This window comes from Burkholderia sp. AW33-5 (genome assembly GCF_053427615.1).
This window is the reverse complement of the sequence record NZ_JBSAXA010000001.1, coordinates 393,257-416,541: the sequence shown is the minus strand read 5'-3', so window position 1 is coordinate 416,541 and position 23,285 is coordinate 393,257. Positions and strand designations below refer to the sequence as shown.

General features: G+C 68.8%; 23 protein-coding genes and 1 pseudogene. 13 read left to right on the top strand and 11 right to left on the bottom strand.

What is annotated here, in order from left to right:
• Positions 1 to 11: 11 nt before the first annotated feature.
• The 6 genes from ACV22V_RS01950 to ACV22V_RS01925 form a co-directional block, all read right to left on the bottom strand.
• Positions 12 to 395, bottom strand: coding sequence for a hypothetical protein (locus ACV22V_RS01950; RefSeq protein WP_059531991.1), 384 nt, complete (start codon positions 393 to 395; stop codon positions 12 to 14).
• A gap of 131 nt (positions 396 to 526) precedes the next feature.
• Positions 527 to 1,999, bottom strand: a complete 1,473-nt coding sequence (locus ACV22V_RS01945) for an amidohydrolase family protein (RefSeq protein WP_448012841.1) — start codon at positions 1,997 to 1,999, stop codon at positions 527 to 529.
• 103 nt (positions 2,000 to 2,102) lie between these two features.
• Positions 2,103 to 3,581 carry a sodium:solute symporter family protein gene (locus ACV22V_RS01940; protein ID WP_448012840.1) on the bottom strand — a complete coding sequence of 493 codons (1,479 nt, stop codon included), beginning with the start codon at positions 3,579 to 3,581 and terminating at the stop codon, positions 2,103 to 2,105.
• Entirely contained in the window at positions 3,578 to 3,790 is a 213-nt protein-coding gene (locus tag ACV22V_RS01935; RefSeq protein ID WP_059702769.1) for a DUF3311 domain-containing protein, read from the bottom strand. Before ACV22V_RS01935 ends, ACV22V_RS01940 begins: the two co-directional genes overlap by 4 nt.
• A gap of 39 nt (positions 3,791 to 3,829) precedes the next feature.
• On the bottom strand, positions 3,830 to 4,945 hold the full coding sequence (locus tag ACV22V_RS01930; RefSeq protein ID WP_448012839.1) for a porin: 1,116 nt from the start codon (positions 4,943 to 4,945) through the stop codon (positions 3,830 to 3,832).
• Positions 4,946 to 5,265: 320 nt separating this feature from the next.
• Positions 5,266 to 6,165: an IclR family transcriptional regulator gene (locus tag ACV22V_RS01925; RefSeq protein ID WP_448012838.1), complete on the bottom strand. Its 900-nt coding sequence runs from the start codon at positions 6,163 to 6,165 to the stop codon at positions 5,266 to 5,268.
• A gap of 294 nt (positions 6,166 to 6,459) precedes the next feature.
• Here ACV22V_RS01925 and ACV22V_RS01920 point away from each other — a divergent pair, with 294 nt between their 5' ends.
• From ACV22V_RS01920 to ACV22V_RS01890, 7 genes are read left to right on the top strand one after another with little or no spacing between them, the layout of a single operon-like run.
• Positions 6,460 to 7,542, top strand: coding sequence for an ABC transporter ATP-binding protein (locus ACV22V_RS01920; protein WP_059532006.1), 1,083 nt, complete (start codon positions 6,460 to 6,462; stop codon positions 7,540 to 7,542).
• The gene (locus tag ACV22V_RS01915) at positions 7,543 to 8,532 is read left to right on the top strand and encodes an ABC transporter permease (protein ID WP_448012837.1); all 990 of its coding nucleotides are present in this window, start codon (positions 7,543 to 7,545) and stop codon (positions 8,530 to 8,532) included. It begins immediately after the preceding gene.
• Positions 8,529 to 9,323: an ABC transporter permease gene (locus ACV22V_RS01910; RefSeq protein WP_448012836.1), complete on the top strand. Its 795-nt coding sequence runs from the start codon at positions 8,529 to 8,531 to the stop codon at positions 9,321 to 9,323. The genes ACV22V_RS01915 and ACV22V_RS01910 overlap by 4 nt, the downstream gene beginning before the upstream one ends.
• Complete coding sequence (locus ACV22V_RS01905) at positions 9,323 to 9,670, top strand: (2Fe-2S)-binding protein (protein ID WP_059702776.1); 348 nt, start codon at positions 9,323 to 9,325, stop codon at positions 9,668 to 9,670. Before ACV22V_RS01910 ends, ACV22V_RS01905 begins: the two co-directional genes overlap by 1 nt.
• Positions 9,667 to 11,106, top strand: coding sequence for an FAD-dependent oxidoreductase (locus ACV22V_RS01900; RefSeq protein WP_448012835.1), 1,440 nt, complete (start codon positions 9,667 to 9,669; stop codon positions 11,104 to 11,106). The genes ACV22V_RS01905 and ACV22V_RS01900 overlap by 4 nt, the downstream gene beginning before the upstream one ends.
• Positions 11,099 to 12,250 carry an NAD(P)/FAD-dependent oxidoreductase gene (locus ACV22V_RS01895; protein WP_448012834.1) on the top strand — a complete coding sequence of 384 codons (1,152 nt, stop codon included), beginning with the start codon at positions 11,099 to 11,101 and terminating at the stop codon, positions 12,248 to 12,250. The genes ACV22V_RS01900 and ACV22V_RS01895 overlap by 8 nt, the downstream gene beginning before the upstream one ends.
• Positions 12,247 to 13,293 carry an ABC transporter substrate-binding protein gene (locus ACV22V_RS01890; RefSeq protein ID WP_059690326.1) on the top strand — a complete coding sequence of 349 codons (1,047 nt, stop codon included), beginning with the start codon at positions 12,247 to 12,249 and terminating at the stop codon, positions 13,291 to 13,293. The genes ACV22V_RS01895 and ACV22V_RS01890 overlap by 4 nt, the downstream gene beginning before the upstream one ends.
• An 87-nt stretch (positions 13,294 to 13,380) precedes the next feature.
• On the opposite strand, the gene ACV22V_RS01885 is transcribed toward ACV22V_RS01890, so the two are convergent.
• Complete coding sequence (locus ACV22V_RS01885) at positions 13,381 to 14,631, bottom strand: YbfB/YjiJ family MFS transporter (protein WP_448012833.1); 1,251 nt, start codon at positions 14,629 to 14,631, stop codon at positions 13,381 to 13,383.
• 502 nt (positions 14,632 to 15,133) lie between these two features.
• Between ACV22V_RS01885 and ACV22V_RS01880 the strand changes: the two genes are divergently transcribed.
• Both ACV22V_RS01880 and ACV22V_RS01875 read left to right on the top strand, forming a co-directional pair.
• Positions 15,134 to 15,256 carry a hypothetical protein gene (locus ACV22V_RS01880; RefSeq protein WP_006752127.1) on the top strand — a complete coding sequence of 41 codons (123 nt, stop codon included), beginning with the start codon at positions 15,134 to 15,136 and terminating at the stop codon, positions 15,254 to 15,256.
• A 58-nt stretch (positions 15,257 to 15,314) separates the two neighbouring features.
• Entirely contained in the window at positions 15,315 to 16,268 is a 954-nt protein-coding gene (locus ACV22V_RS01875) for a hypothetical protein (protein WP_059702784.1), read from the top strand.
• A 10-nt stretch (positions 16,269 to 16,278) separates the two neighbouring features.
• Here the strand turns inward: ACV22V_RS01875 and ACV22V_RS01870 are convergent, their stop codons facing one another.
• Both ACV22V_RS01870 and ACV22V_RS01865 read right to left on the bottom strand, forming a co-directional pair.
• The gene (locus ACV22V_RS01870; RefSeq protein ID WP_448012832.1) at positions 16,279 to 16,788 is read right to left on the bottom strand and encodes an N-acetyltransferase family protein; all 510 of its coding nucleotides are present in this window, start codon (positions 16,786 to 16,788) and stop codon (positions 16,279 to 16,281) included.
• 68 nt (positions 16,789 to 16,856) lie between these two features.
• Positions 16,857 to 16,973: pseudogene (locus ACV22V_RS01865) on the bottom strand (AraC family transcriptional regulator); the annotation flags it as partial.
• Between the two features lie 285 nt (positions 16,974 to 17,258).
• On the opposite strand from ACV22V_RS01865, the gene ACV22V_RS01860 reads away from it, so the two are divergent.
• Both ACV22V_RS01860 and ACV22V_RS01855 read left to right on the top strand, forming a co-directional pair.
• Positions 17,259 to 17,591: a type II toxin-antitoxin system RelE/ParE family toxin gene (locus ACV22V_RS01860; protein WP_059702790.1), complete on the top strand. Its 333-nt coding sequence runs from the start codon at positions 17,259 to 17,261 to the stop codon at positions 17,589 to 17,591.
• Positions 17,588 to 17,917 carry an addiction module antidote protein gene (locus tag ACV22V_RS01855; protein ID WP_059532042.1) on the top strand — a complete coding sequence of 110 codons (330 nt, stop codon included), beginning with the start codon at positions 17,588 to 17,590 and terminating at the stop codon, positions 17,915 to 17,917. The genes ACV22V_RS01860 and ACV22V_RS01855 overlap by 4 nt, the downstream gene beginning before the upstream one ends.
• A 15-nt stretch (positions 17,918 to 17,932) precedes the next feature.
• Here ACV22V_RS01855 and ACV22V_RS01850 read toward each other — a convergent pair whose 3' ends face one another.
• Complete coding sequence (locus ACV22V_RS01850; RefSeq protein WP_448012831.1) at positions 17,933 to 19,951, bottom strand: LssY C-terminal domain-containing protein; 2,019 nt, start codon at positions 19,949 to 19,951, stop codon at positions 17,933 to 17,935.
• A gap of 102 nt (positions 19,952 to 20,053) precedes the next feature.
• Complete coding sequence (locus ACV22V_RS01845; RefSeq protein WP_059532049.1) at positions 20,054 to 20,506, bottom strand: hypothetical protein; 453 nt, start codon at positions 20,504 to 20,506, stop codon at positions 20,054 to 20,056.
• 307 nt (positions 20,507 to 20,813) lie between these two features.
• Between ACV22V_RS01845 and ACV22V_RS01840 the strand changes: the two genes are divergently transcribed.
• Together ACV22V_RS01840 and ACV22V_RS01835 are read left to right on the top strand one after the other, a co-directional pair.
• Complete coding sequence (locus ACV22V_RS01840) at positions 20,814 to 21,461, top strand: response regulator (protein WP_448012830.1); 648 nt, start codon at positions 20,814 to 20,816, stop codon at positions 21,459 to 21,461.
• A complete protein-coding gene (locus tag ACV22V_RS01835; RefSeq protein ID WP_059690331.1) occupies positions 21,458 to 23,257 on the top strand; it encodes a sensor histidine kinase in 1,800 nt (599 codons plus the stop codon). Before ACV22V_RS01840 ends, ACV22V_RS01835 begins: the two co-directional genes overlap by 4 nt.
• Positions 23,258 to 23,285: the final 28 nt, after the last annotated feature.

The window sequence follows — 23,285 nt, the reverse complement described above, 5'->3', positions numbered from 1 at the left end:
GCCGCTCGCGCCTAGGCCGCCCGTGCCAGCAGGTCCATCGCGAAGGACCTCGCGTGCGCGACGGCCTCCTGCGCGTCGGGGAATACGCCGAGCTGCTCCCAGCGCTCTTCGGCCGCGTAGGTTCCTTTCACGGCGAGCGCCCGCTGCACGCGCAGCTGCGCGGCGAACCCGCCGTCCTCCAATGCGCGCGCCGTCGCGACGACCTTGTGCGGGGGGCTGGCTCGCTCCGGCTGATTCAACTCGACCGGACCGCCCGGCACGCCGGCGCTCGTCAACTCGTTCCTGGCCTTGCAGTCCGGGCAGTAGAAACACCACCCCGCATCCTCGTGCTCGGGCTTGACCTGACCACGAGCCAGCACGGCGCGGCATTCAACGTTTTCGCAGATGAACGGCATAGCAGTCTCCGGAGTTGTTTGACGGAAATCCTAGCATGTCCGTCGGCGGCGAAACCAGAAAAAAACCCGGCCCGAACCGACCCCGCCTCGCCGTCCTTGCACCGCGCAAACCGCTGCGGCAATTGCGTCGTTCAGTAGCGACTGCGCCCCCACAGCGTCGTCGGCTCGTCGAGCAGGTGCCGCAACCCACTGCGCGCGATCATCGTCTCCGCCACCGTCGTCACGCGCTCGAGAATCTCGTGCTCGTCGACCGACAACACGCGGCGATCCTCCATCAGCACGCGGCCGCCGACCATCGTCATGCACACGTCGGCCGCATTCGCGAAACACGTCACGCGATACACGGGCATGTTCATCGGCATCATGTGCGGGCGGAACAGGTCGACGAGGATGACATCGGCGAGCTTGCCGGCTTCGAGCGAACCGATCTCGCGATCGAGCGACAGCGCCTTCGCCGCGTCGATCGTCACCATCTCCAGCACCTTGCCGTGCGGCAGCACATCCGGGTCGCGGAAGTGGCGGCGATGGTAGTGCATGCACTGCCACATGTGACGGAACATGTCGTAGCCGCGATCGGGCGCCGCGCCGTCCGACGCGATCGCGACGGTCACGCCCGCATCGATCAGCTCGGGCACCGGGCAGCGGCCGACGATCGACATGATCGCGCTCGGGTTGTGGACGATCGCGGTGCCGGTTTCCACGCACGCCGCGATATCGTCGTCGGTCAGGTCGATGCTGTGCGACATGAACGACGTCGGGCCGAGCAGCCCGAGTTCGCGATGCGCGAACGCGAGCGTGCCGGCGCGATGCCCGTCCTGCGTGAACGTCAGGCCGCGTTCGCGCGCCAATGCGCCGTAGCGCGCCGCCTGGTCGCGGAAGTCGCGCTCGTACCGCGCGAGTTCCGGGTCGTGCTCGGGACCGTACACCGGCAGCGTCAGCGCGATCCGGATCCGGCCGTCGGCATCGCCGTGGCATGCGTCGACGATGCGCTCGCACACGTCGTACATCGTGTCGAAATCGACGTCGCGCGTCTCGCTGCCGTCCGGCGTATGGCGCGTGTATGCGCGCGGCGCGGGCGGGCGCGACGGGCCGACGGCCACGACCGAGCGCGTGCCGGTGCGCACGACCGCATCGCAGTGGCGCCGCGCGTAGACGGGATCGTCGACGCGCATGATCGAGTTGCCGCCGCCGAGCAGCGACACGCCCGTCGTCACGCCGGCCTTCAGCCGCTCGAGCGCCGCGAGGTGCGACTCGGTTTCCCAGAACGCCTCGTCCGACGCGCGCGTGTAGATCGTCTCGGCCGCGGCCGACCACGCATCGCCGTCCGCACCGCCGATCGTGCGCAGCATCGCGTGGCCGGCGTGCGCATGCGAATCGATCAGGCCCGGCAGCACGGCCTTGCGGCGTGCGTCGATCGTGCGCGCGGCACGGAACCGCGCCTGCAACTCGGCGGTGTCACCGACGGCGACGATGCGATCGCCCTTCACGGCAACCGCGCCGTTCTCGATCACGCGCCGCTGCGGGTCCATCGTGATCACGCAGCCGTTCGCGATCAGCGTATCGATTGCTTCGCGCCGGTCGTCGGCCTTTTCCTCGGTCTTCATCGCCTGGTGTCCTGTTGGAATGCGAAATAGTCAAAGGGCCGCCGGGCGGAACAACCGCCGGGCGGCTGCCCGGCGGCTCGACGGCGGCATGTCGGTCGTGACGTCACGCGGAGCGGACCGGCGCCGTCACGCGCGCCTTCAGCTTGCGCTGCGCCGCGCTGATCGCGATGAACACGACGGCGTTCGCGGCGAGCGCGACCAGCCCGGGGTTGATCGACGTCAGCGTGCTCGATGCGCCGGGGAACAGCGACGCGAGCGTCACGCCGTAGTAATTCGTCATCGCGATCACGATCGCGCCGGCGACGATGCCCGCGAACGCGCCTTCCCGCGTGCCGAACGGCCGCTTCAGGAAGCTCGACGCAAGCATCGGCACGAGCTGGGTGAGCAGGCTCGACGAGAAGATCGCGAGCGTGACGAAGGTGGCGCCGCCGCGCAACACGAAGTAGACGACGACCAGCGTGAAGATCGGCAACGCGATCCGCGCGACGCGCGTCACCTCGCGATCGGTCGCATTCGGCGCGAAGCCTTCGCGATAGATGTTGCGCGCGATCGTCGTCGATGCGTTCAGCATGATCAGCGAGCCCGGCACCAACGCGGTCAGCAGGCCCGTGCCGCCGACGATGCCGACGAACCACGCGGGGAACGTCTGCTTCACGAGGCGCAGCAGCGCGAGGTCGGCTTGCGCGCCTTCGAGCCCGTGCACGGTCATCACGGCCGCGAAGCCGACGAGGAACAGGAACGCGATCAGCACCTGGTACAGCGGCATCAGGATCACGTTGCGGCGCAGCGCGCGTTCGTCCTTCGCGACGTAGATCGCGGTGAAGCCATGCGGATACAGGTAATAGCCGAGGGACGTGAGCAGGATCGTCGAGTTGTACCAGCTCAGGTTGAAGCCGTGCTCGGGCATGCGCAGCAGTTCGGGATGCGCGGCATCGATCTTCGCGAACATCTCGCCGAGGCCGCCGTAATAGTGCATCGGCAGGTACAGGCCGAGGAAGATCGCGATCGCGAGGATCAGCACGTCCTTGAAGATCGCGATGCTCGCGGAGCCGTGAATGCCCGACACGACCATGTAGACCGCCATCAGCGACGCGGCGATCCAGATCGCGGCCGATTGCGGAATCAGTCCGTACGACATCTCCGACACGATCACGCCGAGGCCGCGCAGCTGGATCATCAGCAGCGACACCATCGCGAACACGGCCACCACCGACACCAGCACACCGATCGCGCGGCTGTCGTACTTCGCCGCGAAGTAATCGGCGAACGACACGAGCCCGCGTTCCTTCGCGTAGCGCCACACCGCGGGCAGCATCCAGTAGCCGATCACGAACGCGAGGCAGCCGTACGACAGGATGTAGAACGCGGGCACGCCCTTGCTGTAGGTCCAGCCGCTCGCGCCGAGAAACGAGAACGTCGAGAACGCCTCGCCCGCCATCAGCAGGAACGTGAGCAGCGAGCCGAAGCCGCGCCCGCCGACCGCCCACTGTTCGAGCGTGAGCTTGCGGCCGCGCCGTGCCATCACGCCGATCGCGAGCGCGAACACGGCGAACGCCGCGATGATGAGGATCGATGCGTTCATCGCGCGTCTCCCGTGCGGCCGTCGCGGGCCGAGTCGCGCTCGTCGAGGTGGAACAGGATCGCGAGGATCGCGGCGGTCGCGGCCATCCAGATCAGGTTCCATACGAGCAGGAACGGCAGGCCGAACAGCAGCGGCCGTACCTCGGCGATCGCGCCGCCGGTGTACATTCCGACGAACGGCAACGCCGCCAGCAACAGTTTGAATTTCATTGATGTCTCCTCCGGAAGACGCGCGAACGCGTCAGGACGTCAGAACTTCTGGCGAATGCCGACCACCGCCGCCACCTGCGACGTCGTCGACGACGGGCCGTCGGTGCCGTCGATCCACGCGTGTCCGACACCCGACGACGCCTTCTGGTAGAAGCCGTTCACGTATACGTCGGTGCGCTTCGACAGCAGGTACTGAACGCCGGCCGACACCTGCTGGTAGTGACCGCCGTCGCCGCCGCGCGCGACCTTCGTATACGTGTAGCCGGCCGCGGCCATCAACGCGGGCGTGATCAGGTAGCGCACGCTGCCTTCGTAATTGCTGAAACGCAGCGCGCCGCCCGTTGCCTGGCCGAAGTTCGAGCCCGTGTACAGCAGCCCCAGCGTCGCCTGCCCGATCGCATAGCTGCCGCCCGCGCCCCAGATCTGCTGGCGCACCGCGTTCCCGAGGCTCGCACCGAACACGGATGCCGACGACGAATAGTAGTTATCCGAAGCAACTGCGCCGCTCGTGCTGACCGCCGGATGGTTCACACGCGCATACGCGGCGCCCGCGTTGAGCGGCCCGTTCGCATACGTGACGCCCGCGCTCCACGTGTTGTCGTTCGAGAAGCCGGTCGAGTTCGAGAAGCCGTACACGAGGTTCGCCTGCAGGCCCGCGATCGTCGGCGACACGTACTTGACCGCGTTGTTGGTGCGGAACGTGTTGTTGATGTCGTCGTTGTCGAACGGATGTGTCGAGTACTGCGCGAGGAAACTGCTCATCTGCAGCGAGCCGAGGATGTCCTGCGTCGAGTTGTACTGGCGGCCGAGCGTCACCGCACCCCAGCTCGCGCCGCTCAGGCCGACCCATGCCGAGCGGCCGAACATCCGGCCGCCCTGCCCGAGCGCGCCGTTCGCGACGTTGAAGCCGTTCTCGAGCCGGAAGTTCGCCTTCAGGCCGCCGCCGAGATCCTCGGTGCCGATCAAGCCCCAGCGCGGGCCCGATTCGTTGCCGCCCGTGAGCTGCCACAGCGCATGGCCTTTCGCGTTGTTCGTATAGGTCACGCCCGCGTCGACGATCCCGTACAGCGTCACCGTCGACTGCGCGTGCGCGGCGCCGGCGAACATCATCGCAATGGCCGCGCTCATGCACGCGACGCCCCTGTTACTGTCCATCGTTCGCACCATCTCCGTCATCTCCTCTCCAAACCGTCTTGTCGATGTTGTGTTGTGTTTTCTCGATGCTGGCCATACGCGCCGGTCGGCTTGTATAGACAGTGGCTGGATGGTATCCAGCCGCAATCGCATCAAGAAATGAAATGTTCAACTGGCCGGCAGTTGAAAATCGAATGGAGACGAGTGAAGCGGGGACGGGCGGGGAAAGCGGCCATCCGCAAGCAAACGGAAAGCCTCGAGGCCCGCGTGACGCGGCGCACTTTGCTCAGACGTGAATGGCGCGTGTAAGCAAGCTGACGAAACGGCGACGCGTGATGCGGCTATGCGGTTTTCCCGGATAGCCCGTGCATCGGCCGCCGCAGTGCGGCGTCGAACGGGTTCGTGCGCGGGCCGATCGCGTCGGCCTGGCGCCTGAGCAGTTCGACGACCATCGGCATCCGGTCGTCGCCGAGACGCGACGCCAGCGTGCCGACGCTCAGCGCGCCGACCGGATAACCGGTGCGGTCGAGGATCGGCACCGCGACGCCGGCCATCCCGTCGAGCACGCCGCTGTTGCGCCCTGCGTAGCCGAGTTGGCGCACGCGTTCGATCTCGGTGCGCAGATACACCTCGTCGAGCACGCCGTAGCCGCGAATGCGCGGCACGTTGAAGCGGATCACCTCCTCGCGCTCGGCTTCCGGCAGGAACGCGAGGATCGCGAGGCTGCCCTGCCCGACGCCGAGCGCGATGCGCCCGCCGATGTCGCCGGTAAACGAGCGGATCGGGAACGGCCCTTCGCACAGATCGAGGCACACCGCGTCGAAGCCGCTCTTCACGAGCAGGAAGATCGTCTCGCCGAGACTCGCGCACAGCCGCAGCAGCGCGGGCCGGCACAGCGTACGCATGCTGCTCGGGTTGCCGGCCAGCGCCGCGAGCGCGAAGAAGTCGACGCTCAACCGGTACAGCTTCGACTGCTCGTCCTGCTCGACCATCCCTTCGGCGATCAGCGATTGCAGGATCCGGTGCGCGGTGCCCTGCGTCAGGCCGACGGCCTTCGCAAGATGCGTGACGCGCACGCCGTCCTGCTGCATGCCGGCCAGTGCGCGCAGGATCGCGAACGCGCGCTGCAGCATGCCGGTGCCCGGCGCGCCGGCGGCATCGGTCGCATCGGCGGCGGCGTCCTCGTCCGGGGCCGGCACGCTTGCGGCACGCGACGTTCCGCGCGAATGAGGTTCCTGCATGCGAGTTCTCCTCGATGATTTCAGTGAACGGAATACGCCAGCCGCCATTGTCGTGCCGCCGAAATGCGTCGGGCATCCGGGTGTGCACGGGATTGACGCGCGCTTTTCATCGCCTCGGCCGCCTTCACTCAACGGAACGATTTTCCGGGGATGCCCCAAACCATTCCGATCAATGGAATTTTTCAGAAATTCATCCCGCTGAGCAGAATTCGAAATTGACGCTCCCAAATATGGCTGGCTAGAGTCCGCGTCAATGACGCACCGGCCATCCGGTGTGCGAACCCGGAGTTCCCCATGTCGTTTCTCACGCTTACGGATCTGACGAAATCGTTCGGCGAGCTCACGGCCGTCGCCGACGTCAACCTGTCGGTCGAACAAGGCGAATTCGTGTCGCTGCTCGGGCCGTCGGGCTGCGGCAAGACCACGACGCTGCAGATGATCGCCGGCTTCGTCGACGTCACGCGCGGCCGCATCGCGCTCGACGGTCAGGACATCACGCACATGAAGCCGAACCGCCGCGGGCTCGGCATCGTGTTCCAGAGCTATGCGCTGTTTCCGCACATGAGCGTCGCGGAGAACGTCGGCTTCGGCCTCGACATGCGCGGCGTCGACAAGGCGGAGCGCGCCGAGCGCATCCGCGCGGCGCTCGCGCTCGTGCGTCTCGATGCGCTCGCGCACCGCTTTCCGCGCGAGCTGTCCGGCGGCCAGCGCCAGCGTGTCGCGATCGCGCGTGCGGTCGTGATCGAACCGCCGGTGCTGCTGCTCGACGAGCCGATGTCGAACCTCGACGCGAAGCTGCGCGAGGAGATGCAGTTCGAACTGCGAGCGATCCAGCGCAAGATCGGCACGACGACGATCATGGTCACGCACGATCAATCGGAAGCGCTGTCGATCAGCGATCGCGTGGTCGTGATGGAAGCCGGCCGCATCACGCAGACCGACACGCCGTACCGCGCGTACGAACGCCCGGAGAACCACTTCGTGTCGCAGTTCATCGGCAAGGCGAACCTGCTGCCCGGCACCATCGTCGCGCACGACGGCGACGCGATCCGCATCGACCTCGGCCACGATCTCGCGGAGACGGGCCGCACCGCGCACCTGCCGGCGCGCGAGCGCGACGTGCGCATCGGCGACGCCGTATCCGTGTGCATCCGTCCTGAAAAACTGCGCCTGTGCGCGCCGGGCGCGGGCCGCTTCGCCGCGACCGTCACGAGCCGCTTCTTCCTCGGCAGCCAGTGGCTGTACCGCGTCGACAGCGCGCTCGGCGAAGTGCTCGTCTGCTGTCAGAACGAAGGGGCGGAGCCGCTCGCGGAAGGTGCGCCGGTCGGCGTCGACTGGCACAGCGACGCGGTGCGCGTGATGCGACGGGAGGCCTGAATGGGACAGCCTGCCCGACCGCTCCCGACCGACGGCGCGCCGGCCGCGCGCGCGCAATCGGCGGTGCCCGCATCCGCCGCCGATGCCATGTCGCAACGCGCCGCCGGCGGCCGCACGTTGCGCGCGTCGTGGCGCGCCCATGCGCCGCTGTGGCTGATGTGCGCGCCCGCGTTCCTGCTCTTCGCCGCGCTCGTGCTCGTGCCGCTCGCGATGACCTTCGCGCTCACGTTCTACCGCTACGATCCGGCCACGGGCCCGATCGCCGCGTTCCAGCTCGGCAACTACGCGGAGGTGCTCGGCTCGTCGTACTTCCACACGATCTTCGCGCGCACGTTCGGCATCGCCGCGCTGACCACCGCGATCTGCGTCGCGATCGGCACGCCGGAAGCGTACGTGCTGTCGAAAATGCGCGACCCGTGGCGCTCGCTGTTCCTGCTCGTCATCCTTGCGCCGCTGCTCGTGTCGGTCGTCGTGCGCGCGTTCGGCTGGAGCATGCTGCTCAACACGAGCGGGCTCGTGAACCAGGCGCTCGGGCTCGTCGGTCTCGGGCCGTACAAGCTCGAATACACGACGTTCGCGATCGTGATCGCGCTGGTGCACGTGATGCTGCCGTTCATGGTGATCCCCGTGTGGACCGCGCTGCAGCGGCTCGATCCGCAGACCGAGCACGCGGCGCTGTCGCTCGGCGCGTCGCCGTTCACGACGCTGCGCCGCATCGTGGTGCCGCAGCTGATGCCGGGCGTGCTGTCCGGCAGCCTGATGGTGTTCGGGCTGTCGGCGAGCGCGTTCGCGATTCCGGGCCTGCTCGGCGGACGCCGGTTGAAGGTCGCGGCGACCGCCGTCTACGACGAATTCCTCGGCTCGCTGAACTGGCCGCTCGGCGCGACGATCGCGGTGCTGCTGCTGGTCGCGAACCTCGTCGTGATGCTCACCTACTACCGCGTGCTCGAACGCCGCTATGCGCGCAGCCTCGGAGGCGCTTCCCGATGAGAAAGAACGGCCCCTTCGCCCTGGCGTTCCACACGCTCGTGATCCTGTTCGTGCTCGCACCGCTCGTGATCGTCGTGCTCGTCGCGTTCACGCCCGACGAAACGCTGACGCTGCCGACGCATAGCCTGTCGCTGCGCTGGTTCCGCGCGATCCTCGACTATCCGGACTTCGTCACCGCATTCGCCAACAGCGTGAAGCTCGCATTCGCGTCGGCGACGCTGTCGCTCGCGATCGCATTGCCCGCCGGGCTTGCGATCGGCCGCGCGGCGTTTCCCGGCCGTGCGTTCCTGAACGGCCTGCTGCTGTCTCCGCTCGTGATCCCCGGCCTCGTGCTCGGCATCGCGCTGCTGCGGTTCTTCGCGCTGATCGGCGCGACCGGCTCGTTCGCGTGGCTGGTGCTCGCGCACATGATCGTCATCACGCCGTTCGTGATGCGGCTCGTGCTCGCATCCGTCGCCGGTCTCGACCGCAGCATCGAACAGGCCGCATGCTCGCTCGGCGCCGATCCGTGGACGACGTTCCGCCGCATCACCCTGCCGATGATCGTGCCCGGCATCACCGGCGGCTGGCTGCTCGCGTTCATCAACAGCTTCGACGAACTGACGATGTCGATCTTCGTCACGTCGCCGCAGACGGTCACGCTGCCGGTGCGCATGTACATGTACGCGACCGAATCGATCGATCCGATGATGGCGTCGGTATCGGCGCTCGTCATCTTCATCACCGCCGGCGCGATGCTGCTGCTCGATCGCGTATACGGCCTGAACCGCATCCTGATCGGCCAACACTGATGACGACTTCCGTTTCCCGTTCCACCGGCATCGCGGACGACGGCGCGCAGTTCGTGCGCGTCGCCGAACGCGAGCGCGCCGCCGTCGCGTTCACGCTCGACGGTCGCCCCGCGCACGCGCTCGCCGGCGACACCGTGCTCACCGCGATCCTCGTCGCGCAGCGCCGCGTGCGCGTGAGCGAATTCAGCGGCAAGCCGCGCGCGGGCTTCTGCCTGATCGGCGCGTGCCAGGACTGCTGGGTGCGCACCGAGGCCGGCGCACGCGTGCGCGCATGCTCGACGCCGATCGTCGACGGCATGCGGATTCTCACCGGCGCGCAGCCCGCCGCAGCCGGAGAGGCATCATGAACGACGCGTTGCGACCGGTGATCGTCGGCGCGGGGCCGGCCGGCGTACGCGCGGCCGAGGCGCTGGTCGACGCGGGGCTGCGCCCCGTCGTGATCGACGAGAACGCGCGCTGGGGCGGGCAGATCTATCGTCAGCCGCCGGCCGACGGCGCGTTCGCGCGCGGCAAGCGCGTGCTGTACGGCTTCGAGGCCGCGAAGGCCGATGCCGTGCACCGGACCATGGCCGCGCTGCTGCCGCACGTCGATTACCGGCCGAACACGCTCGCGTGGGCGTGCGGCGCGGGCCGCGTCGACACGCTGCAGGACGGCCGCGAGACGACCGTGCCGTTCTCGCACCTGATCGTCGCGAGCGGTGCGACCGATCACATGCTGCCGGTGCCGGGGTGGACGCTCGCCGGCGTCTACACGCTCGGCGGCGCGCAGGTCGCGCTGAAGGCGCAGGGCTGCGCGATCGGCAGCCGCATCGTGTTCGCGGGCACGGGACCCTTGCTGTATCTCGTCGCCTATCAATACGCGAAAGCCGGCGCGCAGGTCGCGGCGGTGCTCGACACGAGTCCGCTGCGTCAGCAGGCCGCCGCGACATCGGCCCTGCTGCGCATGCCGTCCACCTTCGCGAAGGGGCTGTACTACATCGGCTGGCTGCGCGCGCACGGTGTCGCGATCGAAACGGGCGTCACGCTCGAGCGCGTGCTCGGCGAGCAACACGTGACGGGAATCGCATGGCGCGCGGCCGGCGGCGACGCGCCGCCGCGGCGGCTCGACTGCGACGCGCTCGGCCTCGGCTTCGGGCTGCGTTCGGAAACGCAGCTTGCGGATCTCGCCGGCTGCCGGTTCCGTTTCGATCCGCTCAACCGCGCATGGCTGCCCGAACGCGACGCGGCCGGCCGCACGTCGGTGCGCGGCATCTACGTCGCGGGCGACGGTGCCGGCATCGCAGGCGCCGACGCGGCCGAGGCGTCCGGGCGACGCGCGGCGCTGGCGCTACTCGACGATGCGGGCATCGAAACGCCGTCGCGTGCGCGTTCCGGCAAACCCGATGCGGCGATGCTGGAACGCAGGCTCGTCCGGCTCGGCGCGTTCCGCGCGGGCCTCGAAGCCGCATTCGCGCCGCCCGCCGCACTCGTCGCGCGCTGCCCGGACGACACGATCGTATGCCGCTGCGAGGAAGTCGACGCGGGTACGCTGCGACGCTGCATTCGCGGCGGCGAAGCGACCGAGATGAACCGGTTGAAGGCGCTGACACGCGCCGGGATGGGCCGCTGCCAGGGCCGCATGTGCGGCGACGCGACCGCGCTCGTGCTCGCCGCCGAAACCGGCCGCTCGCTCGCGGATGTCGGTCGGTTGCGCGCGCAACCACCCGTGAAGCCGTTTCCGATTTCCGCCGCGCTCGCGGGCGACGAAGTCGCGGCGATTCCCGACGAGGCGCGCGATGAGTGAACTTCGCCACTACGACGTCGCGATCGTCGGCGGCGGGCTCGTCGGGGCATCGGCCGCGCTGGCGCTGACGCGGCGCGGCTTGCGCGTCGCGCTGTTCGAACGCCGCGACTGCGGCGCACAGGCGAGCGGGGTGAACTACGGCGGCGTGCGCTGCCAGGGCCGCCCGGCCGAACAGTTGCCGCTCGCGCTGCGCGCGCGGCGCATCTGGGACCGCCTGCCCGAGCTGATCGGCATCGACGGCGAATTCGTCGTGTCGGGCCACTTGCGGCTCGCGCGCAGCAACGCCGATCTCGATGCACTCGATGCCTACGCGGCGCTCGCCGGCGAGCACGGCCTGCCGCTGCAGGTGATGCGCGGCGACGCGTTCCGTCGCCGCTATCCGTGGCTCGGCCGCGCGGCGGTCGGCGGCTCGCTGTGCGCGACCGACGGGCATGCGAACCCGCGCGTCGTGTCGCCCGCGTTCGCGCGCGCAGCCCGCGCGGCAGGCGCCGACGTTTTCGAGCACACGCCGGTCGACGCGGTCCGGCACGACGGCACGCGCTTTCACCTTCATGCCGGCGACCGCGCATGCGCCGCGACGTGGCTGATCAACTCGGCCGGCGCATGGGCGAACACGATCGCCGAACGCTTCGGCGAAGCCGTGCCGATGGAGCCGATCTACCCGAACATGTGGGTGACCGAACCGCTGCCGCCGTTCATCACGCACAACCTCGGCGTGTACGGCGGCGGCGTGTACGCGCGGCAGGTCGCGCGCGGCAACTGCGTGATCGGCGGCGGGCGCGGCCGCGGCGACGGCGAATTCGGCCAGCCGTCGGTCGATACGACACGCGCGGTGATGCGCGATGCGTGCGCGCTGCTGCCCGCATTGCGCGACGCGCTGCTGATCCGCACGTGGAGCGGCGTCGAAGGCTGCACGCCCGACCACAACCCGATCATCGGCGCGAGCCGCACCACGCCGAACCTGCTGCATGCGTTCGGTTTTTCCGGCGGCGGTTTCCTGCTCGCGCCGGGCGTCGGCGAGGTGCTCGCCGATCTCGTCACGACGGGCGAAACCGCCACGCCACTCGATGCATTCTCGATCGGCCGCTTCTTCCGCCAAGCCGCGCCGACCGCCCCTTTCCGTCAAGAGGAGACCCAACGATGAAACTGCTCGGAACGATCGCGGCGGCTGCCGCCCTCTGCATCGCCGGCGCCGGCGCGCCCGCGTTCGCGCAAACGAAGACGATCTACGTCGGCATGAACGGCGGCCCGATGGAAAAGGCCTATACGAGCCAGGTGCTGCCCGACTTCGAGAAGGCGAACAACGTGAAGGTCGTCGTCGTGCCCGGCACGTCGTCGGACGTGCTCGCGAAGCTGCTCGCGAACCGCAACAAGCCGCAGATCCACGTCGCGTTTCTCGACGACGGCGTGATGGCGCGCGCGGTGAGTCTCGGCGTATGCCAGAAGCTCGACGATTCTCCGGTGCTGAAGGAGCTGTATCCGTTCGCGCGGATGAAGGACGACGTCGGCGCGGGCGTGCAGCTCGGGATGACCGGCATCGCATACAACAAGAAACTGTTCGCGGAAAAAGGCTGGGCGCCGCCGACGTCGTGGATGGATTTCGCCGATCCGAAATACAAGGGCAAGGTCGTGTTCCAGTCCGCGTCGAGCAGCACGTTCGGGCTGCACGGATTTCTCGCGATCAACCGGCTGCTCGGCGGCAGCGAACAGAACGTCGAGCCCGGCTTCAGCAAGTGGGCGAGCACGGTCGGGCCGAACGTCGTCGAGTACATCCCGAACTCGGCGAAGATCTCCGAGATGGTGCAGACCGGCGAAGCCGGCCTGTTCCCGCTGACGCCGACCGGCGTCGGCGACCTGCAGGACAAGGGCATTCCGGTCGCGTATGCGAACCCGAAGGAAGGCCCGGTGCTGCTGCTCGTCGACCTGTGCGTGGTCGCGAACAACCCGGATCCGCAACTGGCCCAGAAGCTCGCGCAGTTCCTGCTGTCCGCGCCCGCGCAGACGAAGGCGGCCGAGGCCGGCAAGCAGATCCCGACCAACCGCCTCGCGAAGATGCCGGCCACGATGCAGCAAAGCCTCGGCAGCGTCGACGACCTGGTGCGCAAGGTGACGGTGGTCGACTGGACGGCGATCAACGCGCGCCGCGCGCAGTGGGACACGCGCTGGAACCGGCAGATCGAGCGGTAACGGGCGCCGGCGCGCGCCTCGACCATCATGTGCGGGAGTGACGACACTCCCCTTTCTCTGCGGATTCGACCGGGGCGGCGGTGCGCGTTACGTAGCCCCCCGCAACGCGCGCTGCCCGGCCGCGAGCGCCGCGCCCGCGAACAGCGTCAGCGCCGAATACACGAGCCCGCGCGCGAGCCCGGCGCTGTCGGATACCCAGCCGATCGCGACAGGCCCGGCGATCTGCCCGAACGCGAAGATCGTCGTGAACGCGCTGATGCCCTTCGCCCAGCCTTCCGGCGGCAGGTTGTGGCGCACGAACGCGGTCGTCGACGCGACCGCCGACAGGAACGTCGCGCCGAACAGCACGCCCGACGCGAACGCGGCCGCCGGATGCACGAACAGCGCCGGCATCAGCGTCGCGACGCCGAGCAACGCATTGAGCGCGGCCAGCGCCTGGCCGCCGCGCATCCGGTCGAGCAGCCCCGACCACAACCGCGCCGACACGACGGTCGCGACGCCGAGCATCACGTAGAACGCGGACACGACCGCGCCGCTCATCCCCGCGCCGCGCAGCAGCGCGACGATGAACGTCATGTAGCCGATGTAGCCGACGCCGAACAGTCCGTAGCCCGCGAGCGCGAGCGCGAAGCGCGCGGGGCTCGCGGTGGCCGCCGGCGCGGCGCCGTCGCGCCGCACGGCCGGTGCCGCGTGCGCCTGCTCGATGCGACGCGCCGCCGCCACGGCGACAGCCGAGAACAGCACGCACGCGACCGCGAGCGCGAACCACGCCGGTTGCCAGCCGTGCGCGCGATGCACGAGCGTCGCGGGCACGAGCAGCGACGACGCGACGATGCCCCACCCCGTGCCGCCGTAATAGAGCCCGAGCAGCAGCCCCGCATCGCGCGGCGACGCGGACGCGAGCCGCGCCGCCAGCACGCCGCCGCTGATGAAGATCAGCGCGCTGCCGACGCCCGTTGCGAGCCGCTCGACGAGCAGCGCGTTCATGCCGGACGTGAACCCGCATGCGGCCATCAGCACCGCGGTCAGCCCGCAGCCGGCCGCCAGCAGCGTACCGGCGCGCCAGCGCCGCGACAGCAACGGGAAGATGAGCGCGCCGATCAGGTAGCCGGCCGCGTTCGCCGTGTTCAACGCGCCGGCCTGCGCGAAGCTCCAGCCGAGATCGGATTTCATCGGCGGAAGCAGCAAAGCATACGAGAAGCGCGCGAGGCCAAGCGCGATCGCGCTGCCGAGCGACAGGCAGATCGCGAGCCGCCAGGCGGCCATCCGGTCCGGTTCGGTGGCGCGTGCATCCGGCCGTGCTCGGCCGGCGTGCTCCGGTTGCGGCGCTGCGCGCATCGCGGTGTCTCCATCGTGGTTCGAATCGTGCCGCCGGGATGGCGGTGCGCGCGCGGCGGCGGCCCGCACGCGAAGTCGTCAGATGGTGCCAGAAAATCGGTGCAACCGCCGGAGCCGGCTCGTCGGCGGCTGGCGGACAGCTCGCATGGACGTTGGCCGTGCGCGCATCGTTCGTGAATGGTGAAAATCGAAACGATCGACGCGATTGCGCTTCAAATTTAAATAAAGCACAAAAGTCAATTCATCATTAACGGACGCGATATTAAAAAAATAATGGATGGCCTTCACGATCCGATTCATTCGTCTTGATCGCAAGATATGCAGAAAACCCGCTTGTTTAGCACGCCACAGCTAAAAACAGCGCAACGCATTGCATTCGCGAAATCGTCAGACTAATATCGACGCCACTCGTCCGGTATTCAAAAAATTCCGGACGAGTGGCGGTGATCCATTTACCGCGCTTTCATGTTGAATCGCTCATGTTCATCACAGGAGAATTGACATGCAGGAAACCCGGCAGATCGAATTGCTTGACTGGATGCAGGAAGACACGCACCCCGAGGCCGTCGACATGATGGTCGAGGATGCCGTGGTGCCGTTCGGCACCGCGCTCTGGCCGGTCTGAGCGGCCAGCCCGTTCTCGCGGAAGGGCCACGGCCCTTCCGCCGCTTCCGGAGACACGCATGCTGAACCTGCACCGCGCGCTCGGCTGTCACCCGGCGCTGCGCGACAAGCTCGCACGCGGCGAAACGGGCAAACTGCTGGTCGGCTACGACACCCGCAATCGCGATATCGCGCTGCGCGCGTTTTCCGCCCTGCCCGACTCGCTCGACGCGACGACCCTCTGCCTCGAAACCACCCCGCCCGCCGACATCGCCAGCGCGCTCGCGCACGCGGATCTGTTCGTACTGCTGTACGACTCGTCATGCCTGCCGACACCGTCGCCGAGCGGCCCGCCGTTCCTGGCCGCGATCCGTCCCGCGATCGTCGAGCACTGGAGCAAGTCGGTACTGTTCAAGGATTACGGCCCGCATCTCGACGAAGCGTTCGCCGAATCGCTCGACGACATCGCCGCGCGCAACGGCCGGCTGATCGAAGCGGCCGCGCGCGCATCGCGGATCCACTTCATCGACGAAGCCGGCAACACGCTGACCGGCTCGCTTTCGCCGGACCAAAAATGGACGAGCGTGGACGGGATGGGCAATCTCGACGTCGTGCCCGGCGAGATCGCAACGCACGTCACCGACCTGCGCGGCTCGATCGTATTCAGCGGCACGTTCCTCGGCACCGTGCCGTTCGCGATCAAGTACCGCGTGACGGAGCGGCTCGCGACGCTGCACGTCGAAGACAGCCTGATCGTCGATTTCGACAGCGACGACGCGGGCTTCCGGCGCGACTTCGCGTCGTACCTCGACCGGCATGACAATCACCGGCGCATCGAGGAATTCGGCATCGGCACGAACCTGGGCATCCGCGCGCTGTACGGCCGCAACGCCGGGTTCGAGGAACGCCATCCGGGGCTGCATCTCGGCCTCGGCGGCGGCGCGAACGGCAGCCACCACCTCGACCTGATCTTCGCGCGCGGCACGCTCGCATTCGACGAGCGGATCGTGTTCGACGGCGCGTTCGCCGTCTGACCGTCGAGAATCAGGCTTCGGCGGCGGCCGTGTCGCCGAGCCACTTGAACATCACCAGGCAGTCGACGAAGCCGAGCCGCGCGTGGCGATACGCGCGCGGCAAGCGGCCGACGATCTCGAAGCCGAGCTTCTGCCACAGCGCGACCGCCACCTCGTTCGTCGCGACCACCGAATTGAACTGCATCGCGAGAAAGCCGCGTTCGCGCGCCACCTGCTGCGAGTGCTCGCCCATCAGGCGCGCGACGCCCTTGCCGCGCGCGGCCTCGCTGACCATATACCCGCAGTTGCACACGTGATTGCCGGGCCCGGCCGCATTCGCCTTCAGGTAGTACGAGCCGAGCAGCACGCCATCCTCCTCGGCGACCCACGTGCAAAGCGGCGCGTCGAGCCACAGCGCGCGAGCGGCCTCCTGCGTCGCCGCCGGATCGAATGCATAGGTCTCCTGCGCGGCGACGATCGCGTGGTACGTGGGCCAGAAGCGGGGGAAATCGTCTTCGGTCATCGGGCGAAGCGTGATCATGCGGGTTCTCTCGTGAAGGGATTTTGGAGTGCGCACGTGCGGATCGGCGCGCGTGGCGCGACACGGCGTCAGTGCGGGCCGCCGTCGCGCAGCAGGCCGCTGCGACAAGTGCCCGACGGCACACCATACCATCGCTCGAACGCCTGCGAGAAACTCGACAGGTCGCTGAAGCCGAGCCGCTCGGCTTCTCCCCGCGCGGCGCGTTTCCCGTACGCGCCGGTGAAATCGGCCGTTCGGCCGAATCGTCATCGCACGCCCCGAATGAAAGAATGATCCTCGTTCGGGCGACCGGTCTCACCGCCTGAAACCCCGAGCACGAAGGCACCGCAGGCAATCCCGCGCACCGCCTTCACGTCGTGCTTCGTCTCGATTCGGCAATCGACCCGTGCGCGTTTCACTTCATCCGCCTCACCGGACAAACAGCGCAATCACCTCGATATCCACCCCCCTCATGTAGCTTATAAGTTACAATGCTCTCCAAGTTCGAACTGCTTCGCTATCAGCGCGACGACGGTCGCGAGCCTTTCACCGAATGGCTGAACGCCGTGCGCGACAAGGTCGTCCAGGCGCGGATTCGCGAGCGCCTGCGCCGCATACAGACCGGAAATTTCGGCGATTGCGAGCCCGTCGGCGAAGGCGTGATCGAACTGCGCATCCACGTCGGTGCCGGCTATCGCGTGTACTTCGGCCGGTACGGCGGCGCGCTGGTGCTGCTGTTGTGCGGCGGCGACAAGCACAGCCAACCCGACGACATCAGGCATGCGAAGGAACACTGGTTGAACTGGAAACGGAGGCAAGCATGAACAAGCTCAAAGGCTCGGTATCGCACCACGACGCGGAAGTCGCCGAACTCGGCGCCGATCGCGAGCTCGCGGTGGCCTATCTGCGCGTCGCGATGGAATCGCTCGACGATCCCGACAATCGCGCGGCCGCGCTGCTCGCGCTGCGCACCGTCGCGGAAGCCTACGGCGGGCTCGGCGCGGTCGCGGCCGAAGCCGGCATCAGCCGCGAATCGCTGTATCGCACGCTGTCGCCCAACGGCAACCCGACGCTGAAAACCCTGCTCGCGGTACTCAAGACCGTCGGCCTGCGCCTGTCCGTCGTCCCCGCGCAACCGGCGCACGCCTGACGCGCCGCACGCATTTCAAGGCTGCACCATCCACACGAGCAGCACCTCGGCCGGCGCCGTGCTCGTCCCGGCCGGCGGCCGCTCGACCGTCGGCTCGACCTGCAGCGCCTGCGCGATCGTCGCCGTATCGTCGACGGTCGTCGTGCGCACGATCGTCATCAGTCGCGCGGGCCGATGCAGCGTCTCGCGATACAGCGCGCCGTACCACAGCGGCCGCGTGCCGAGCGCATCCTGCAGCACGTACGGATAACGCCACATCCGCAATACGAGGCGGCTGTCCGGACGGGCCGGATCGACACGCACGAACACCCGGCGCGTACTTTCGCCATGCGTGTAGCGCGGCAGCACGGGCAGCGCATCGGCCGGCGCCTGCGGCAGCAGCCAGCGCAGTGCCGTGGCGGGTGACCACGGCGTCGCGCGCTGCCAGCCGGCCAGCGAAAGATGGCGATCGAGCGTGTCCGACGTCGCGCACCATTGCAGCGGCAGATATTCCTCGCGATCGCCGCCGATCTCGGTGCGCCGCGTCGGCACGCGCTGCCACCCGCCGTGCATCCACTGATCGACGGTCATCGCGACGACGTCGCCCACGTGCGGACGCGCCGCGCGATCAAGCTGCCATTGCGCGGGCACGGTCCAGACGCCGGTCGTCGCGAGCACGACGAGCACCGCGACCAGCGCGCCCCGCGGCTGCACATGCTCGCGCACGCGCCAGTACGCATAGGCGCCCGCCAGCATCGCGAACCACGCGAGCCCGAGGCTCCAGCCGCCGAGCAGACCCGACAGCCACGTATCGCCGACGTACAGCCGCGCGAAACCACCGAGCACGATCCACAGCACGACCGCCGTCACGACCGGGATGCGCCACAGCGCGGGCCGGTCGCGCGTCAGCACCCAGCCGATGCCGCTGCTCGCGAGCATCGCGAACGCCGCATCGGCGTCGGGCAGCGGCACGTGCAGCGCGCCGGGCGGCAGGCTCGCGGGCATCGTGCCGGGCGAGCCGGCGCCGAACGCCGGCACGAGCACGACCGCGATGCCAACCGTCGCGAGCCACCATGCGGACGTCACCCAGCAGCGATGGATCATCAGCCAGACGAGAAACGCGGCCGCGACGATCAACCCGGTATCGTGTCCGTGCAGCACCGCGAGCGCGCGCATCGCGGCGTCCACCGGCGGCGTGCGCAGGTTCTGCAGGAACGCATACAGCGCGATGTCGGCGTGCATCAGCGGATCGTTCGCGACGACGTCCTGCACGATGCCGGCAAACAGCCACACGCAGCCGACGAACAGCAGCGCGAACACGGGCACCGCGCCCGGCAGGCGGCGCACGTGCACGAACGTGTCGTGCACCCGCGCGCCGAACCGCGGCCAGCGGCGGATGCACGCGTACATGACCGCGACGAGCGCGCGGTGCAGCAGCGGCCAGCCGCGCCGCAGCGCGACGCGCACGCCGATCCACACGAGCGCGACCAGCGCGGCGATCACCAGCAGAATCGCGGCGACCCGCACGCTGATCGCGGCGGCCAGCACCGCCGACGCGCCGAACAGGATGCCCGGCGCGACGTGCACCGGCGCCCAGATCAGCGCCGACACGACGTTGACCGGATAGAACGACCGGCGCGGCAGCGTCGCGCACCCCACCACCACCGGCACGACCGCGCGCACCGGCGCGAGGAAGCGCGCGAGCACGATGCTCTTCATGCCGTGGCGCAGCACGAACTGCTCGCCGCGCGCGTAGGCATCCGCGTAGCCCAGCCGGACCCATCCATTTCGGATCGCGCCGCGGTAGTGGCGTCCGAGTTCGTAGCTGATCCCGTCGCCGACGATCGCGCCGGCGGCCGCGACGCCGATGGCCGTCCAGCCGTCGAGCGCACCCGCGCCGATCAGCGTGCCGGCCGCGAACATCACGGCGCCGGCCGGCACGACCGTGCCGATCAACGCGATCGCCTCGGCACAGGCGGTGGCGAACACGATCGCCAGCACCAGCGCCGGGTGTGCGCCGATCGCACCGAGCCACGTGTGGATCGTGCCGCTCATCGCGGGCCGCGCAGCGTGGCGGCGCGACAGGTCCGCACCGGGCCGGCGATGGCGTGAGGAAGGTTCATCGGAGTGTGTGCGCGTTCGCGTCGGCCGGCGGCGTCAGTCGAATTCGTGCTGCCGCGCGTCGGCCTCGAGCGGCGCGTCGTGGTAGCCGACGGTCGCGATCTCGTGCAGATAGCGCGCGAGAAACGCGCCGATCGACCCGGCTTCCTCGTACTGATGCACATGGCGGAATTCGTGCGTGAGCAGGCGTCGCGTGTCGTGGCCGCGCAGCACGAACACCGCATGGCCGAGCGTGAGGCCGATCGTCCCCGGCGCCAGCAGGCCGGTGTCGCGCGCGATGGCGCCCAGCGCCGGCGTGTCGGGGAACGGCAGCCGGTCGGCGACCACGACGCGGATCCGCTCCGGTTGCGCGACGCCCACGACACGCGCGTCGTCGGCCTGCGCGGGCGTCAGCGGCACGCCCCGCGCGAGCCCGTGGGCGGCCTGCGCGTCGGCCCACGCGACGGCGTCGGGCAACGCGGACGGCAGGATGTCGGCAAGATCGATCATCGCGGCGGCTCCTCGGGTCTGGACGGTGCAATCAGGCACCAGTTTATCTCCGAATCAGGGTGGTCCGCGAGACACGCCGTCCGCCGGACCGCGACGATTCCTCGGGAATACCCTCCCCGCCTGCCCCTACCGCCCGTCCCATTTCACGACGATTATTTCGCTTCAAGACACATTCGATACCCAGGTGTCTCAAAAATGTTCCGGAGGTGCACCATTTCCCGTTTCGGCGGCATATATTGGTCAGAAGAACCGCCGCGGCGACAACCGGCACAGCAGCCCGCGGCGTCATCCCGAAGAGGACCGCTAGATGATCAGGGTAATTCTGGCTGACGATCACGCAGTCATGCGAGACGGACTGCGTCACATCCTGGAAACGGCCGGCGGTTTCGAGATCGTCGGCGAGGCGAGCGACGGCGCGGCCACGCTCGCGCTGGCCGAGCGTCGCGCCGCCGACGTGCTGCTGCTCGACCTGTCGATGCCCGCGCCGACCGGTATCGAGTTGATCCGGCTGGTCAAGGCACAGGCGCCATCGCTGCGCATGCTGGTGCTGACGATGCACGCGGAAACGCAGTACGCGGCGCGCACGTTCAAGGCCGGCGCGACCGGCTACCTGACGAAGGACAGCGCGACCGCCGAGCTCGTCCAGGCCGTCACCAAGGTCGCGGCCGGCGGCGTGTACGTGAGCGCGTCGGCGGCCGAAAGCCTCGCGCGCACGATGCGCGCGCCGTCCGAAATGCTGCCGCACGAGCGGTTGTCCGAGCGCGAACTCGACGTGATGCGCCGCATCGTCGCGGGCCAGACGGTCACGCGGATCGCGGCGGACCTCACGCTGAGCGCGAAAACGGTCAGCACCTACAAGACGCGCATCCTCGAGAAGATGGAGCTGCCGCACGAAGCCGCGCTGGTGCGCTACGCGATGCGCCACGATCTCGACCTCGGCGTCGACGACGCATGATGCCCGCATTCCGCTTCCGCCCGGCCGCGGCCGATGACGACGACGACACGTCGGAGCCGTCGCGCCTGTTCATGTCGTCGCTGCCGCCCGAGCGGCGCGAGCGGCGGCTCGCGATCGCGACGGTCGTCGTGTCGGCCCTGATCTTCGTCGCCCTCGCGCCGTTCGCGGGCATGCCGCTTGCCCGCGTGTGGGGCTTCATCCCCGTGTACCAGTCGGCGATCGTCGTCAACGACATGGTGACGGCCGGCCTGCTGCTCGGCCAGTACGCGATCCTGCGCGAGAAATCGCTGCTCGCGCTCGCCGTCGGCTACCTGTTCACGGGCTTCATGGCCGGCACGCACATGCTGACCTTTCCGGGGCTGTTCACGCCGACGGGCCTGCTCGGCGCGGGCGAACAGACCACCGCATGGCTTTATCTGTTCTGGCACGGCGGCTTTCCGCTGGCGGTCGTCGCTTACGCGCTGCTGCGCGCGGCGCCGCGCGCGCATCCGCCGTCGCTCGAGCAGCGTCGCGCCACGATTCCGCTCCTGCTCTGCATCGTCCTGACGGCCGGCGCGACCGCCGCGCTCGCGCTGCTCGCGACCGCGGGCCACGACCTGCTGCCGCGCATCATGCACGGCAACCGGATGGCCTCGACGATGACGAACGCGATCGCGGTCGTCTGGGCGCTGAACCTCGCCGCGCTCGTGCTGATGTGGCGGCAGCGGCGCCGTCATTCCGTGCTGGACCTGTGGGTGATGATCGTGCTCGTCGCGTGGCTGTTCGATATCGCGCTGTCCTCGATGCTGAACCACGGACGCTTCGACCTGGGCTTCTACGCGGGGCGGACCTACGGCCTCGTCGCGTCGGGCGTCGTGCTGTTCGCGCTGCTGTTCGAGAACGGCCGGCTGCATGCGCAGACGGTGCGCGCGCTGGCCGGCGCGCGCTATCAGCACCTGCTCGTCGTGCAGAAGAGCGCGCAGCTCAACGAGGCGAACGAACGGCTCGAGCAGCGCGTCGCGGCGCGCACCGCGCAGTTGAGCGCGTCGAACCGCGACCTGCGGCGCGAAGTCGAGGAGCGCGTGCGTGCGGAGCGCGCGCTGCAGGCATCGCGCGAAGAGCTGCGCGAGATCGCGGCGATCAGCGCGAGCGCACGCGAGGCCGAACAGCGCCGCATCGCGCGCGAACTGCACGACGAACTCGCGCAAACGCTCGCGACGCTGAAGAACGATCTCGAATGGCTGCTCGATCACGTGCCGCAGGACGATGCGCCGCTGGCGCGCAAGATCGCGGCAATGCATGCGCTCGCGCGCGGCGCGGTGACGGCCACGCGGCGCATCGCGTCGGACCTGCGCCCGCTGATGCTCGACGACCTCGGGTTCGCGGCCGCGATGCAATGGCTCGTGGAGGATTTCCGGCACCGTCACGGCATGGCGTGCGCGCTGCACGTCGAGCCGGGCGAATTGCAGCTCGACGAACCGTATGCGACGGCCGTGTTCCGCATCGCGCAGGAAGCGCTCGCGAACGTCGCGCGGCACGCGGCCGCGTCGAGCGCGACCGTGGCGCTCGTTTATCGTGACGAAACGATCGCGCTGACGATTCGCGACGACGGTGCGGGATTCGATCCCGGCGCGCCGCGCAAGTCGGGATCGTTCGGGCTGGTCGGTTTGCGCGAGCGTGCGTATCTCGTCGGCGGCACGCTGCGAATCGATACGACGCTCGGTGAAGGGACCACGGTGGAGGTCGACATTCCGGTCGCGGCTGCGCATGTGGCGATCGCGCATGACGAACGGGGGGCGTCGCCCACGGAGGGATAAGGGTGAAGCAGCAACGGCGGAATACCGC